General features: G+C 69.7%; 11 protein-coding genes. 4 read left to right on the top strand and 7 right to left on the bottom strand.

Annotation, left to right across the window (positions count from 1 at the left end; all coding sequences use genetic code 11):
- Window positions 1-48 precede the first annotated feature (48 nt).
- A complete protein-coding gene (locus tag ACHMXA_RS08940) occupies window positions 49-1,128 on the bottom strand; it encodes a hypothetical protein (RefSeq protein WP_395320201.1) in 1,080 nt (359 codons plus the stop codon).
- Between the two features lie 170 nt (window positions 1,129-1,298).
- Between ACHMXA_RS08940 and putA the strand changes: the two genes are divergently transcribed.
- A complete protein-coding gene (gene putA, locus ACHMXA_RS08935; RefSeq protein WP_395320199.1) occupies window positions 1,299-5,018 on the top strand; it encodes a trifunctional transcriptional regulator/proline dehydrogenase/L-glutamate gamma-semialdehyde dehydrogenase in 3,720 nt (1,239 codons plus the stop codon).
- 18 nt (window positions 5,019-5,036) lie between these two features.
- Here putA and ACHMXA_RS08930 read toward each other — a convergent pair whose 3' ends face one another.
- The 4 genes from ACHMXA_RS08930 to glmS form a co-directional block, all read right to left on the bottom strand.
- Window positions 5,037-5,429 carry a carboxymuconolactone decarboxylase family protein gene (locus ACHMXA_RS08930; protein ID WP_395320197.1) on the bottom strand — a complete coding sequence of 131 codons (393 nt, stop codon included), beginning with the start codon at window positions 5,427-5,429 and terminating at the stop codon, window positions 5,037-5,039.
- A 62-nt stretch (window positions 5,430-5,491) separates the two neighbouring features.
- Window positions 5,492-5,935 (bottom strand): hypothetical protein, encoded by a 444-nt coding sequence (locus tag ACHMXA_RS08925; RefSeq protein WP_395320195.1) that lies wholly within the window; start codon window positions 5,933-5,935, stop codon window positions 5,492-5,494.
- 125 nt (window positions 5,936-6,060) lie between these two features.
- Window positions 6,061-8,262 carry a catalase/peroxidase HPI gene (gene katG, locus ACHMXA_RS08920; protein ID WP_395320193.1) on the bottom strand — a complete coding sequence of 734 codons (2,202 nt, stop codon included), beginning with the start codon at window positions 8,260-8,262 and terminating at the stop codon, window positions 6,061-6,063.
- A 283-nt stretch (window positions 8,263-8,545) separates the two neighbouring features.
- Window positions 8,546-10,426, bottom strand: a complete 1,881-nt coding sequence (gene glmS, locus ACHMXA_RS08915; RefSeq protein ID WP_395320191.1) for a glutamine--fructose-6-phosphate transaminase (isomerizing) — start codon at window positions 10,424-10,426, stop codon at window positions 8,546-8,548.
- 138 nt (window positions 10,427-10,564) lie between these two features.
- Between glmS and ACHMXA_RS08910 the strand changes: the two genes are divergently transcribed.
- On the top strand, window positions 10,565-11,056 hold the full coding sequence (locus tag ACHMXA_RS08910; protein ID WP_395320189.1) for an Lrp/AsnC family transcriptional regulator: 492 nt from the start codon (window positions 10,565-10,567) through the stop codon (window positions 11,054-11,056).
- A gap of 9 nt (window positions 11,057-11,065) precedes the next feature.
- Here the strand turns inward: ACHMXA_RS08910 and glmU are convergent, their stop codons facing one another.
- On the bottom strand, window positions 11,066-12,496 hold the full coding sequence (gene glmU / locus ACHMXA_RS08905) for a bifunctional UDP-N-acetylglucosamine diphosphorylase/glucosamine-1-phosphate N-acetyltransferase GlmU (protein ID WP_395320187.1): 1,431 nt from the start codon (window positions 12,494-12,496) through the stop codon (window positions 11,066-11,068).
- Window positions 12,497-12,563: 67 nt separating this feature from the next.
- On the opposite strand from glmU, the gene ACHMXA_RS08900 reads away from it, so the two are divergent.
- Window positions 12,564-13,391: a DUF6279 family lipoprotein gene (locus ACHMXA_RS08900; protein ID WP_395320185.1), complete on the top strand. Its 828-nt coding sequence runs from the start codon at window positions 12,564-12,566 to the stop codon at window positions 13,389-13,391.
- A 25-nt stretch (window positions 13,392-13,416) separates the two neighbouring features.
- Here ACHMXA_RS08900 and ACHMXA_RS08895 read toward each other — a convergent pair whose 3' ends face one another.
- On the bottom strand, window positions 13,417-14,118 hold the full coding sequence (locus tag ACHMXA_RS08895; protein WP_218088513.1) for a Crp/Fnr family transcriptional regulator: 702 nt from the start codon (window positions 14,116-14,118) through the stop codon (window positions 13,417-13,419).
- A 160-nt stretch (window positions 14,119-14,278) separates the two neighbouring features.
- On the opposite strand from ACHMXA_RS08895, the gene ACHMXA_RS08890 reads away from it, so the two are divergent.
- Window positions 14,279-14,689 (top strand): BLUF domain-containing protein, encoded by a 411-nt coding sequence (locus ACHMXA_RS08890; RefSeq protein ID WP_395320182.1) that lies wholly within the window; start codon window positions 14,279-14,281, stop codon window positions 14,687-14,689.
- The last annotated feature ends 52 nt before the right edge of the window (window positions 14,690-14,741 follow it).

Here is a 14,741-nt window from a genome sequence, read left to right as displayed (position 1 = left end):
GTCCACTATTCAGGAAATGACGTCAAGCCCGACGGCAGGCTCCTGTCGTCAGCGCGGCGGGCCGACCAGTGCGGCGCGCGCGGCCTCGGAGGGGAAGACGCAGGCCACGTCGTGCGCGCAGCCCGGCACCACCACGACCTCGCGGCGCTTGTCGGGCGCGAGCAGCTTGCGGTCGTACGCCGCATAGGCCAGCCCGCGCTGCATGCGGAACGAGCCCTGCGCGAGCGCGGCGCACGACTTGTCGAGCACCCGGTACGCGGTGCCCCTGGCGTCGCTGCTGTCGAGCGCGCCTTCGAGATAGCTGATGTCGGCCTGCGCGTACTGCCGGCGCGCCTGTTCAGCGGTGCGGCCCAGGTGGGCGGGCAGGTCGTCGGTGCCGTACTTCCAGCGATTCATCTGCGGGCATGCCGCTGCGTCGGGCACTGCGAAGCCGGTCACCGAGGCACCGTCGGCCGAGAACTGCGGCCGCACCGGGTCGAAGTAGAGCCAGGTGCTCGGGTCGGCGACCACGTAGCGCATCGCCGGCTTGCCGTCGTGCTGCGTGAAGGCGACGTAGCGCTGCACGAACTGGCCGCCGGCCGAGAAGCCGGCGACGGTGATGGTGCGCAGGCCGGGCCAGCGCTGCGCGAGTTCGTCGACGAGTGCGTCCATGACCGCGAAGGAGCCGATGCGGTTGCCCGATGCGGAGAGCGCGCCTTCGAGCCAGGAGCCGCAGGTCCACAGCAGGTCGCCGGGCTGCGCGACTGGCACACCCACGGTGTTGCAGCGGCCGGCCACCGCCTTGTCGGCCGCGACCTGGAAGAGCGGCGCGACCACCAGCGTGTCGCCGAGCGCATCGGCGTTGCGAAGGGTGCGCAGCGCGGCTTCGAAGGTCTTGTCGGCATCGCGCGAATGGCCGTGCATGGCGATGAGCGCCCGGGTCGGCCCGGCTGCCGGCGCATCGGGATCGAGCGACGAGTAATAGTGAAGCGCGCCCCCGGCCCCCGGCGGCGTGAAGCTGCGGAAGCACTCCGCCGCGGCAGAGTCCTGGCAGGTGGAGGCTGCGGCCGTCGCCGCGCGCGCCTGCCATGGCGCGGTGAACGAAGCGGCGAGGGCCAAGGAAAGGAACCATCTGCGGCTGCTGGGCATGTTCGTGTCACTCCCGGAATCGACGGAACGCGGATTCTCTGCCCGCCCCTTCGCACCAACCTGACCGTTGCGCCGGTTTACCGGAGATTTACTCTGCCGGAACGCCACTCTTCGAACACAAATTCGGCTTCGAGGCGCGGATCATCCAACAAATCCCACCACGAAGCACCATGAACCCCGACCCCCTGCCCTCCTCCTTCGCGGCCTTCGCCGACGGTCTGCCCTCCGACCCCGCGCCGCTGCGCGAGCGCATCACCGCGGCATGCCGCACGCCTGAACCGCAAGCCCTGCCGCCGCTGCTCGCGCAGGCACGGCTGCCCGACGGCCAGACGGCAGCAGCACAGGAACTCGCCCACCGCATCGCGCGGCAGCTGCGCGAGCGCAAGAGCGCGAGCGGCCGCGCCGGCCTCGTGCAGGGGCTGCTGCAGGAATACGCGCTGTCGTCGCAGGAAGGCGTGGCGCTGATGTGCCTGGCCGAGGCGCTGCTGCGCATTCCCGATGCGGGCACGCGCGACGCGCTGATCCGCGACAAGATCGCGCACGGCCAGTGGCAGGCGCACGCGGGCCGCAGCCCCTCGGTGTTCGTCAACGCCGCGATCTGGGGCCTGCTGCTCACGGGCAAGCTGGTGGCCACGCACAGCGAGAGCAGCCTGTCGACGGTGCTCACGCGCCTCATCGGCAAGGGCGGCGAGCCGCTGATCCGCAAGGGCGTGGACATGGCGATGCGAATGATGGGCGAGCAATTCGTCACCGGAGAGACCATCGCGCAGGCGCTCGCCAACGCGCGCGAGCTGGAGGCGCAGGGCTTTCGCTATTCGTACGACATGCTCGGCGAGGCGGCGCTGACCATGGAGGACGCGAAGCGCTACCGCGTCGCGTACGAGCAGGCGATCCACGCGATCGGCAAGGCGTCGGCGCGGCGCGGCGTGTACGAGGGGCCGGGCATCTCCATCAAGCTCTCGGCGCTGCACCCGCGCTACAGCCGCGCGCAGCATTCGCGCGTGATGGCCGAGCTGTACCCGGTGCTGCGCGAACTCGCGCTGCTGGCGCGGCAGTACGACATCGGCCTGAACATCGACGCGGAGGAAGCCGACCGGCTGGAGCTCTCGCTCGACCTGCTGGAGCGCCTGTGCTTCGAGCCCGAACTCGCGGGCTGGAACGGCATCGGCTTCGTGGTGCAGGCCTACCAGAAGCGCTGCCCGTTCGTGATCGACTTCGTGATCGACCTCGCGCGCCGCAGCGGCCACCGGCTGATGGTGCGGCTGGTGAAGGGCGCCTACTGGGACAGCGAGATCAAGCGCGCACAGCTCGACGGTCTCGACGGCTACCCGGTCTACACGCGCAAGGCCTATACCGACGTGTCGTACCTCGCCTGCGCGCGCAAGCTGCTCGATGCGCCCGAGGCGGTGTACCCGCAGTTCGCCACGCACAACGCCCACACGCTGGCCGCCATCTACACGATGGCGGATCCGTCGCGCTACGCGCCCGGGCAGTACGAGTTCCAGTGCCTGCACGGCATGGGCGAGCCGCTCTACGAGCAGGTGGTGGGCCCGCTCGCGCGGCCCTGCCGCATCTATGCGCCGGTGGGCACGCACGAGACGCTGCTGGCCTACCTGGTGCGACGGCTGCTGGAGAACGGCGCCAACACCTCCTTCGTGAACCGCATCGCGGACCCGACCATCTCGCTCGACGTGCTGGTGGAAGACCCGATCGCCACGGTGGCGCGCATGGCGGCGCAGGAAGGTGCAATGGGCCTGCCGCATCCGGCCATTCCGCTGCCGGCGGCGCTGTACGGAACGCAGCGCGCCAACTCGCGCGGCCTCGATCTCGCGAGCGACGACAGCCTGCGCGCGCTGGGCCATGCGTTGCGCGAGAGCGCGGGCGAGCAGTGGCACGCCGCGCCGATGCTCGCCGAAGCCGCACCCGCCGATGGCGAGGCGGCCGAGGTGCCGAACCCCGCCGACCATCGGGACATCGTCGGCCGCGTGCGCGAAGCCACGCTCGCCGAAGTCGAATCGGCCATCGCGCAGGCCCACGCCTTCGCGCCGGCATGGTCCGCCACGCCGCCATCGGAGCGCGCAGCGCTGCTCGAACGCGCCGCCGACATCCTCGAACAAGGGATGCCGCGCCTGCTCGGCCTGCTCACGCGCGAGGCCGGAAAGACGTACGCCAACGCCATCGCGGAAGTGCGCGAGGCGGTGGACTTCCTGCGCTACTACGCGGCGCAGGCGCGCAGCGATTTCTCCAACGACACGCATCGCGCGCTCGGCCCCATGGCGTGCATCAGCCCGTGGAACTTTCCGCTGGCCATCTTCACCGGCCAGGTGGCGGCCGCGCTGGCTGCCGGCAACCCGGTGCTGGCCAAGCCGGCCGAGCAGACGCCGCTGGTCGCGGCCGAAGCGGTGCGCGTGCTGTGGGAGGCCGGCATTCCCCGCGCGGCGATGCAGCTGCTGCCCGGGCGCGGCGAGACGGTGGGCGCGGCGCTGGTGGCCGATGCGCGCGTGCAGGGCGTGATGTTCACCGGCTCCACCGAGGTCGCGCGCATCCTGCAGAAGACGCTGTCGCAGCGCCTGGGCGCGCACGGTGCGCCGGTGCCGCTCATCGCCGAGACGGGCGGGCAGAACGCGATGATCGTCGACTCCTCCGCGCTGGTGGAGCAGGTGGTGGCCGACGTGATGGCCTCCGCCTTCGACAGCGCCGGCCAGCGCTGTTCCGCGCTGCGCGTGCTCTGCGTGCAGGAAGAGGCAGCCGACCGCGTGGTCGCGATGCTCAAGGGCGCGATGGCCGAGGCCGCCATCGGCAATCCTGCGCGCCTCTCGGTGGACGTGGGCCCGGTGATCGACGCAGAGGCCCGCGACGGCATCGAACGCCACGTCGAGGCGATGCGCTCTAGCGGCCATGCGGTGTTCCGCCAGGCCCGCGAGCACGGCGACGACACGCGCCACGGCACCTTCGTGACGCCCACGCTGATCGAGCTCGACAGCATCTCCGAGCTGCAGCGCGAAGTGTTCGGCCCGGTGCTGCACCTCGTGCGCTTTCGCCGCCGCGACCTCGGTGCGCTGGTCGGGCAGATCAACGGCACCGGCTACGGGCTGACGCTGGGCGTGCACACGCGCATCGACGAGACCATCGCGCAGGTCGTGGAGAACGCGAAGGCCGGCAACGTCTACGTGAACCGCAACATCGTGGGCGCGGTGGTGGGCGTGCAGCCCTTCGGCGGCGAGGGCCTGTCGGGCACGGGGCCGAAGGCGGGCGGGCCGCTGTACATGCTGCGCATGCTGGCGGCACGGCCGGACGATGCGATGGCGCGCGCGGTTTCAGGCGCCCCGCCGGCTGCGCACCCCGGGCTGTCGGCACTGGCTCGCTGGGCCGATGCCACCGGCCGGGCCGCGCTGTCGGCGCAGTGCGTGCTGTTCGCGGCACAGTCGCGCTCGGGCAGTTCGCGCACGCTCGCCGGGCCGACCGGCGAGCGCAACGTCTACAGGCTGGAGCCGCGCGAGGCCGTGCTGTGCCTGGCCGACGCGGAAGCCGACCGGCTGACGCAGCTGGCGGCCGTGCTCGCAGCGGGCAGCAGCGCGATCTGGCCCGCCGATGCCGCGGCGCAGAGCCTGCGCGCATCGCTGCCCGCCGAGGTGCAGCAATGCGTGGCGATCGCAAGCGACTGGTCTTCGGACACGGTGGCGTTCGACGCCGCGCTGCATCACGGCGATGCACGGGGGCTGCGCGAAGTGCTGCGGCGCATCGCCGCGCGGCCGGGCCCGATCGTCGGCGTGCGCGGCTTCGCGCCGGGCGAGGCGCGCATTCCGCTCGAAAGCCTGGTGGTGGAGCGCGCCGTCAGCACCAACACCGCGGCGGCGGGCGGCAACGCGAGCCTGATGACGATCGGCTGAGCGCGCCCGCCCTGCCTGCTATTTGTCGAACGCGGGATCGACGGGCACGCGGTAGCCGTTGACGAGCCGGTTGGTCTCGTTGGCCATGCCGACCACGGCCATGAGCTCGGCGAACATCGCGGGCGTCATGCCGGCCTTCTCGGCGCCGGCGTGATGGCTCGCGGTGCAGTAGCCGCAGCCGTTGGTCACGCTCACGGCGAGGTAGACCATCTCCTTGACCACCGGGTCGAGCGCGCCGGGCGCCATCACTTCCTTCAGGCTGCTCCAGGTGCGCCTGAGGGTGGCGGGGTCGTTGGCGAGGTACTTCCAGAAGTTGTTGACGTCGGGCACGTTGCGCGTGGTCTTGATGTCGTCGAAGACCGCGCGCACTTCCGCTGAAGCATCCGCGTATTCGATGGGCTGGGGTTTCATGCAAGGCTCCTGCTGGTGTCGAGGCCGACGGTACCAGCCTTCTCGCCGCGCCGGTCGAACCGTCAGTAGGTCTGCAGAAACCGGGCGTGCTCCTGGTGCATGTGCGAGCGCGCGAGCAGCCACTTTCGCAACGAGGCCTGCGTGTCGGGAGAAAGATCCCTGGAGCACTGGTCGAATGCCTCGCCGAGCAGCTTGAACTCGACGTCCAGGTGCCGGCGCGTGGGCGAGGCGCCGGCCACGGGGCCGTCGTTCCTCGCGAAGTCCAGCAGCGCCACCTGGCCGAAGGCCTCCATCTCCTTGACGAGGCGGCTGCGCTCCAGCATCAGGCGGCGAACGATGGCGTTGCGCCGGCGGGGGCCGAAGCGGCGGAGTATGGGATTGGCGTCGTCGCCCTGCACGGTCGCCAGGATGATGTCCAGCTGCTCGAGCAGACGCAGCCACTGCCCGGCCTGGAAGAACTCCGAGGATGGTGTCGCAGGCACCTTGTCCTTTTTCACGACGAGCATGGTTGTCTCCTGCTGTCATTCTTTTGCTGAAGAGCCCCGGCCTGCTTCGGGCCGGGGCTTCGTTCATTCACTGCTGCCGTACGCGGCGGGAGACCAGCTGGAGCCAGCCTCCCGTTCGCGGTCGATCACCTGAGGTCGAAGCGATCGAGGTCCATCACCTTGGCCCACGCCGCCACGAAGTCGCGCACGAACACCTGCTGCGCATCGCTGGAGCCATAGACCTCGGAGAGCGCGCGCAGCTGCGAGTTGGAGCCGAACACCAGGTCGGCGGTGGTGGCGGTCCATTTCGCCTCGCCGCTCGTGCGGTCGCGTCCTTCGAGCACGTTGGCATCCGCGGCCGACTTCTTCCAGCCGGTGCGCATGTCGAGCAGGTTCACGAAGAAGTCGTTGCTCAGCGTCTCCGGCCGCTTGGTGAAGACACCGTTCGGCGACTGCCCGAAGTTCGCGCCCAGCACGCGCAGGCCGCCGACCAGCACCGTCATCTCCGGCGCGCCCAGGCGCAGCAGCTGCGCCTTGTCGAGCAGCAGGTCGGCGGTGGCCGCGGGGTTGGTGCCCTTGCGCAGGTAATTGCGGAACCCGTCGGCCGTCGGCTCCAGCACGCCGAAGGATTCGACGTCGGTCTGCGCCTGCGAAGCGTCCATGCGGCCCGGCGAGAAGGGCACGGTCACGTCCTGCCCGGCCTTCTTCGCGGCCGCCTCGACGGCCGCGTTGCCCGCCAGCACGATCAGGTCGGCCAGCGAGATCTTCTTCTTGCCGCCTGCCTGCGCCGCGTTGAACTCCTTCTGGATGCCTTCGAGCACCGACAGCACCTTCGACAGCTCGGCCGGCTGGTTCACTTCCCAGTCCTTCTGCGGCGCGAGGCGGATGCGCGCGCCGTTGGCGCCGCCGCGCTTGTCGCTGCCGCGGAAGGTCGAGGCCGAGGCCCAGGCGGTGCGCACCAGTTCGCCGATGCCCAGGCCCGAGGCCAGCACCTTGGCCTTGAGCGCGGCGGCGTCCTTGTCGTCGACCAGCGCATGGTCGACGGCGGGGATCGGGTCCTGCCAGATCAGCTCTTCCTTCGGCACCAGCTTGCCGAGGTAGCGGGCGCGCGGGCCCATGTCGCGGTGCGTGAGCTTGAACCAGGCGCGCGCAAAGGCGTCGGCGAACTCCTGCGGGTTGGCCATGTAGCGGCGCGAGATCTTCTCGTAGGCCGGGTCCACGCGCATCGCCATGTCGGCCGTGGTCATCATGGGGGCGTGGCGGCGCGACGGATCGTGCGCATCGGGCACGGTGTTCGCGCCGGTGTCGCCCTTGGGCTTCCACTGGTGCGCGCCGGCCGGGCTCTTGGTGAGCTCCCATTCGTAGCCGAAGAGCGTCTCGAAGTAGCTGTTGTCCCACTTGGTGGGCGTCGGCGTCCAGGCGCCTTCGATGCCGCTGGTGGTGGCGTGCACGCCGATGCCGCTTTCGAAGCTGTTCTTCCAGCCCAGGCCCAGCTCCTCGATGTCGGCGCCTTCCGGCTCGACGCCGACCTTGGCCGGGTCACCCGCGCCGTGGGCCTTGCCGAAGGTGTGGCCGCCGGCGGTGAGCGCCACGGTTTCCTCGTCGTTCATCGCCATGCGGGCGAAGGTCTCGCGGATGTCGCGGGCCGACTTCAGCGGATCGGGGTTGCCGTTCGGGCCCTCGGGGTTCACGTAGATCAGGCCCATCTGCACGGCCGCGAGCGGATTGGCGAGGTCACGCTCGCCGCTGTAGCGCTCGTCGCCCAGCCACTTGTTCTCGGCGCCCCAGTTGACGTCGTCTTCCGGCTCCCAGATGTCGGGGCGGCCGCCGGCGAAGCCGAAGGTCTTGAAGCCCATGGACTCCAGCGCGACGTTGCCGGTGAGGATCATCAGGTCGGCCCACGAGAGCTTGCGGCCGTACTTTTGCTTGATCGGCCACAGCAGGCGGCGCGCCTTGTCGAGGTTGCCGTTGTCGGGCCAGCTGTTCAGCGGCGCGAAGCGCTGCGCGCCCGCACCGCCGCCGCCGCGGCCGTCGAAGGTGCGATACGTGCCGGCCGAGTGCCAGGCCATGCGGATGAACAGCGGCCCGTAGTGGCCGTAGTCGGCGGGCCACCAGTCCTGCGAATCGGTCATCAGCGCGCGGAGGTCCTGGACGACGGCGTCGAGGTCGAGGGTCGCGAACTCCTTGGCGTAATCGAAAGCCTCGCCCATGGGGTTGGACTTGGCGGAGTGCTGGTGCAGCAGCTTCAGGTTGAGCTGGTTGGGCCACCAGTCGGTGTTCGTCGCGGCGCGACGAGCGGTGCCGGTGGTTGCATGGCCCGGGAACGGGCATTTGGCTTCATCGGACAAGGGGTTCTCCTTTGGTTGTGGGGTGGGCGCGAAAGCGCAGCCAGTCTAGGTTCGGCATGCCCTTCATTCAACGCAATTGAGCGTATTGAATTGATAGCGAAGAACTATGAAAATGCGCGCACGAGCAGGCTGCATGCGCCTTCGCGCAAATCCTTCGGGAGATGGAAGAAGCCAGGACGGGCCCGACCTTGACGCCGGGAAGCAGAGCGGCTCGAACGGACGGGCATCGAGGCGATAGGGGGCCGGGCGTGCTCATCCGCCCTTCCGCCCGTCGCCTCCAGCCTCACTCCACCGTGACGCTCTTGGCGAGGTTACGCGGCTTGTCCACGTCAGTCCCGCGCGCACACGCCGTGTGATACGCCAGCAGTTGCAGCGGCACCACGTGAAGGATCGGCGAGAGTGCGCCGTAGTGCTCGGGCATGCGGATCACGTGCAGGCCTTCGCCGCTTCTGATCTTCGTGTCGCCGTCGGCCAGCACGTAGAGCACGCCGCCGCGCGCGCGCACTTCCTGCAGGTTGCTCTTGAGCTTCTCGAGCAGCGCGTCGTTGGGGGCCACGGCCACCACCGGCATCTCGCTGGTGACGAGCGCGAGCGGGCCGTGCTTGAGCTCGCCGGCGGCATACGCCTCGGCGTGGATGTAGGTCACTTCCTTGAGCTCGAGCGCGCCTTCCAGCGCGATCGGGTAGTGCAGCCCGCGGCCGAGGAAGAGCGCGTTGTCCTTGCGCGCGAAGTCTTCCGCCCAGCCGATGATCTGCGGCTCCAGCGCGAGCACCGACTGCAGCGCGACCGGCAGGTGGCGCATCTCCTTCAGGTAGCGCGCCTCCTCGGCCTCGCTCAGCCGGCCCTTGGCCTGTGCGATGGCCAGCGTGAGCAGGAACAGACCCGCGAGCTGCGTGGTGAAGGCCTTGGTCGAGGCCACGCCGATTTCCACGCCGGCGCGGGTGATGTACGCCAGCTTGCATTCGCGCACCATCGCGCTGGTGGCGACGTTGCAGATGGTCAGCGTCTGCTCCATGCCCAGCGAGCGAGCGTGCTTGAGCGCGGCCAGCGTGTCGGCCGTCTCGCCCGACTGGCTGATGGTCACGACCAGCGTCTTCGGGTCGGGCACCGATTCGCGATAGCGGTATTCGCTCGCGATCTCGACCTGTGTGGAGATCTTGGCGATGCCTTCGAGCCAGTACTTGGCGGTGCAGCCGCTGTAGTAGCTGGTGCCGCACGCGAGGATGAGGATCTTGTCGATGTCCTGGAACACGCGGTGCGCGCTCGCCCCCGTGGCGCCGTCCTGGCCGATGCCGTCGAACAGCTCGGGCACGATGCCTTCCACGCCTTCGAGCGTGTCACCGATGGCGCGCGGCTGCTCGAAGATTTCCTTCTGCATGTAGTGGCGGTACGGGCCGAGTTCGGCCGCGCCGCTGTGGGCGAGCACGGTGCGCACCTGGCGGGTGACCGGCTTGTGGTTCTTGTCGACGACCCAGTACTTGCCGGGCTGCAGGTCGACCACGTCGCCCTCTTCCAGGTAGATGATCTGGTCGGTCACGCCGGCCAGGGCCATCGCGTCGCTGGCAAGGAAGTTCTCGGCGCCGTCCTTGCCCGCGCCCAGGATCAGCGGCGAACCCGCGCGCGCGCCAACCACGCGCTGCGGCTCGTCGCGGCAGATCACGGCGATGGCGTAGGCGCCGTGCAGCTGCAGCACGGCCGCCTTCACGGCCTCGAACAGGTCGCCGTCGTAGAGGCTGTCGACGAGATGGGCGATGACCTCGGTGTCGGTCTGGCTCTCGAACGCATAGCCCTTGGCTTCGAGCGCGGCGCGCAGCGTCTCGTGGTTCTCGATGATGCCGTTGTGCACCAGCGCGATGCGGCCCGGCCGCGCGGCCTGCGCGTCGGCGCCAGGGCCGTGGCTGAAGTGCGGATGCGCGTTGTGCACCGCCGGCGCGCCGTGCGTGGCCCAGCGCGTGTGGGCGATGCCGGTGAGGCCCTCGACCTTGTCGTCGCGCACCTGCGCCACGAGGTCGGCCACGCGCGAGGTGGTGCGCGCCCGCGTCAGTCCGCCGGCATGCACCGCGACGCCGCAGGAGTCATAGCCGCGGTACTCGAGCCGCTGGAGGCCCTGCACGAGGACCGGAACGATGTTGCGATGGGACGCTGCCCCGACGATGCCGCACATGGTGAGCTGCCTTTGAATGGAGAAGAGGCTCGATGGTAGGAAGGCATGAGAGAAATATGCATTCTAAATTCAACTGAATTTGGACTTTTATTTCTCCATTTCGGATGATTGGAGTTTTATTCCATAATTTCTTTTAATATGGAATCAATCTCCCTCGATTCAACCGACCTGCGCCTGCTAGACGCCCTGCAGCGCGACGCCTCCCAGACCAACCAGCGCCTGGCTGCCGCCATAGGCATCTCCCCGCCCACCTGCCTGCGCCGCGTGCAGCGCCTGCGCGACATCGGACTGATCGAGCGCCAGATCGCGCTGCTGTCGCCCGACCGACTTGCCGTGGTGCTGGGCCATGGCCTGCAGGCGGTGATCGAGATTTCGCTCGACCGGCAGGACGCCGCCTCGCTCGACGCCTTCGAGGCGCGCGTGATCGCCGACGACGCGGTGCAGCAGTGCTGGCGCGTATCGCCCGGCCCCGACTTCGTGCTGATCGTCGCGGCGCGCGACATGCCGGACTACGCAGCGCTCACGCAGCGCCTGTTCACGGCCGATGCGAACGTGCGCAACGTCAAGGCCTTCTTCAGCCTGAAGCGCGCGAAGTTCGAGCCCCGGATGCCGCTGACATCGGGGGCCTGAAGGCCGTCGTCAGGCCTTCGGCTTCTTTTGCGGGCGCTTCCAGTTCGGGAAGCTCACCGCCTTGCTGCGCGCCACGGTCAGCGCGCCCGGCTCGGTCGACTTGTTGATGGTCGAGCCGCCGCCAATGGTGCCGCCCGCGCCGATGGTGATGGGCGCCACCAGCACGCAGTTGCTGCCCACGTGCACGTCGTCGCCGATCACGGTGCGGTGCTTGTTGGCGCCGTCGTAGTTGGCGGTGATGCTGCCCGCGCCGTAGTTCACGCGCTCGCCCACGGTGGCGTCGCCCAGGTAGGCCAGGTGGTTGGCCTTGGCGCCGGCGGCCAGCGTGGAGTTCTTCACTTCCACGAAGTTGCCGATGTGCACCTCCACGCCCAACTGCGCGCCAGGCCGCAGCCGCGCGAAGGGGCCGATCAGCGAGCCCGCGCCGACGGTGACGCCGGCCTTCTCGCCCTCGATGTGGGTGAAGGGATGGATCACCGCGCCGGCCTCGATGCGCGCATTGGCGATCACGCAGTTCGCGCCGATGCGCACGCCCTCGCCAAGCGACACCGCACCCTCGAAGACGCAGTTGACGTCGATCTCCACGTCGCCCGCGCATTCGAGCGTGCCGCGCAGGTCGAAGCGCGCCGGATCGGCCAGGCGCACGCCCTGCTCCATCATCGCGTTCGCCTGGCGCAGCTGCCATGCGCGCTCCAGCGCCGCGAGCTGGGCGGGGCTGTTGATGCCGGCCACCTGAAGCGCGTCGGTGGTGATGTGCGCGACCACGGGCACGCCGTCGGCGGCCGCCAGCTTCACCACGTCGGTCAGGTAGTACTCGCCCTGGGCGTTGCGGTTGTCCAGCCGGCCGAGCCAGCCCTTGAGCAGGCGCGCGGGCACGGCCATCACGCCGCTGTAGATCTCGCGCACCTCGCGCTGGGCCTCGGTGGCGTCCTTGTGCTCGACCACGGCCTGCACGGCACCACTGCCGGCTGCGCGGATGACCCGGCCGTAGCCCGTGGGGTCGTCGAACTCGATGGTGAGCAGCGCCAGCTTGCGGCCGGCGCTGGCGGCGACGAGCGCGCGCAGCGTTTCCTCGCCGATGAGCGGCACGTCGCCGGAGAGCACGACCACCGTGCCGTCGTCCGCCAGCAGCGGCGCGGCCTGCTGCACCGCGTGGCCGGTGCCCAGCTGGGGCTCCTGGCGCGCGAAGCGCACTGCGGCATTGCCGACGCCGCCGGCCATGGCCGCCTCGACCTGGTCCGCGCCGTGGCCCGTGACCACCACCACGTCGCGCGCCCCGATGCGCGCGGCCGTGCCCGCCACGTGCGCCAGCAGGGCTCGGCCGCCCAGCCGGTGCAGCACCTTGGGCAGCCGGCTCTTCATGCGGGTACCCTTGCCGGCGGCCATGATGACGACGTCGATCGGTCCGTGGTCGTTGTTCTGTTGCGGAGGCTGATTCATGCGTTTCTTTTCCAGGATTCGTTGCGCGACTTGCTCGGCATGGGCTCGAATTATCGGCGCGCTGCTCGTGGCGGCCGCCCTGGGTGCCTGCAGCGCGATCCAGCTGGCCTACAACAACCTGCCGACGGTGAGCTACTGGTGGCTCGACGGCTACCTCGACTTCGACGGCACGCAGACCCCGAAGGTGCGCGACGAGCTCGACCAGCTGCTGGCCTGGCACCGGCAGAACGAGCTGCCGCGCCTGGCCTCGCTGCTGAAGGAGGCCCAGGCCATGGCCCCGGGCGAGGTCACGCCGGAGCAGGTCTGCGCCATGGCCGACCGCATCCGCGAGCGCCTGCTGGCCGTGACCGAGCGCGCCGAGCCCGCTGGCGCCGAACTGGCACTGAGCCTGACCGAGGCGCAGCTGCAGCAGCTGGAGCGCAAGTACGCCAAGAACAACGCCGAGTACCGCAAGGACTGGCTCGACCGCACGCCGGCCCAGGTGCAGGAAAAGCGCTATGACCAGTTCCTCGAGCGCACCGAGGACTTCTACGGCCGCCTGAGCGCCGAGCAGCGCGAGTTGCTGAAGCAGCAGGTCGCGCAGTCGGTGTTCGACCCGAAGCTCGCGGACGCCGAGCGCCGCAAGCGCCAGCAGGAAGCGCTCAGGCTGCTGCGCGGCTTCGCCGCCGGCAAGCCTTCGCCCGCCGAGGCGCGCGCCGCGCTGCACGACTACATCCAGCGCATCGCCGAGCCGCCGCCCGGGCCCTGGCGCGACCATCAGCAGGCCCTGCTGCAGGAAGGCTGCCGCAACACCGCGGCCATGCACAACGGCACGAGCGCGAGCCAGCGCGCGCAGGCGGTGCGCCGGCTGCAGGCCTACCAGGACGACCTGCGCCAGTTGGTGGCGGCGCGCTGAAGGCGCGGGCTCCGGCAGGCCGAGCTCAGAACAGCGGTGTCGGCCGCATCGGCCGCTCGAAGTAGTCGCCCAGCGCTTCGAGCGCATGCGGCTCCATGATGCGCAGCCAGCCGGCGTCGATCTTGTACAGCCCCAGGCGCTGCAGCCGCCGCAGCGTCTTGTTGGTGTGCACCAGCGAAAGCCCCAGCGCGTCGGCGATGTGCTGCTGGCTGAACGGAAACTCGACCCAGCCGTCGCGCTCCATGCCTACGCGCTGCGCCCGGCGGTACAGGTGCATGAGCAGCATCGCCACCCGTTCGCCGGCATTGCGCCGGCCGGTGGTGACGAGGTTGTCGTCCACCATCTTCTCCTCGCGCGCGGCCAGCCAGGTGATGTCGTAGCCGAGCTTGGGCTGCGCATGGAACAGCTCCCACAGCCGGTCGCGCGAGAAGGCGCACAGCGTGACGTCGGTGACCGCCTCGACGCCGTGGGTCTGGCCGTCGGCGAACTCGTCCTGCAGGCCGAGGAAATCGCCGGCCACCAGGAAGCTCAGGATCTGCCGCCGGCCGTCGCTCAGCGTCTTGTAGCGGAATGCCCACCCCGCGTAGAGGGTGAACAGCTGCGGGCTGCGCCGGTGCTCCTCGATGATCGAGCCGCCGGCCTCCACGTGGCGGGCGCCCACGCGGAAGGACTGGATGGTCTTCAGCTCCTCCTGCGAGCACGGCAGGAAGGCGTCGAGGCGGCGCAACGCGCACCGGTCGCACGGATTCGCGCCGACGGGCGGGGCCGCGGCAGCTGGGTAGTCCTCGAATTTCACACCGCACTATAGGCGGCCGGCCTGTGTCTTTTGACATTTCGAGGCCTCCCCCGCCCACCTACACTCGGCGCGCCCCTCCGACTCCGAACGCATGACCGACGAAGCAACGCTCCCACTTCACGAGATCTTCTACTGCAGCATGCTCACGCACAGCCTGCCCCCGCAGACCGTGGGACAGATCGTCTCCCGGGCCCGCACCCAGAACGCGCTGCACGGCATCACGGGCCTCCTGGTGTTCGACGGGATGCGCTTCTGCCAGCACCTGGAAGGCCCGGCCGACGCCGTCAGTGCGCTGATGGAGCGGATCGAGAAGGATCCGCGCCATGTGGACGTCAGGGTGGTCCACCGGGCCCCGCTGGAAGTCCGCCGCTACAGCGGCTTCGGCATGGGGCTGGCGGAATGCGAGGGTCCCGACCTGATGGCGGGGGTGCATGCGCTGACCGGGGAAGCGGCGCTGCGGCACTTCCTGGCGCTGGTGCCCAGCTTCGACATCAACGGCTGAGCGACCCCAAAAAAGGAAAAGGCGGCCGAAGCCGCCTTTTCAAGCACCTGGA

It is taken from the genome of Variovorax sp. UC74_104, assembly GCF_044055375.1.
Classification (GTDB): Bacteria; Pseudomonadota; Gammaproteobacteria; order Burkholderiales; family Burkholderiaceae_C; genus Variovorax.
This window is presented reverse-complemented; position numbering and strand designations above follow the sequence as displayed.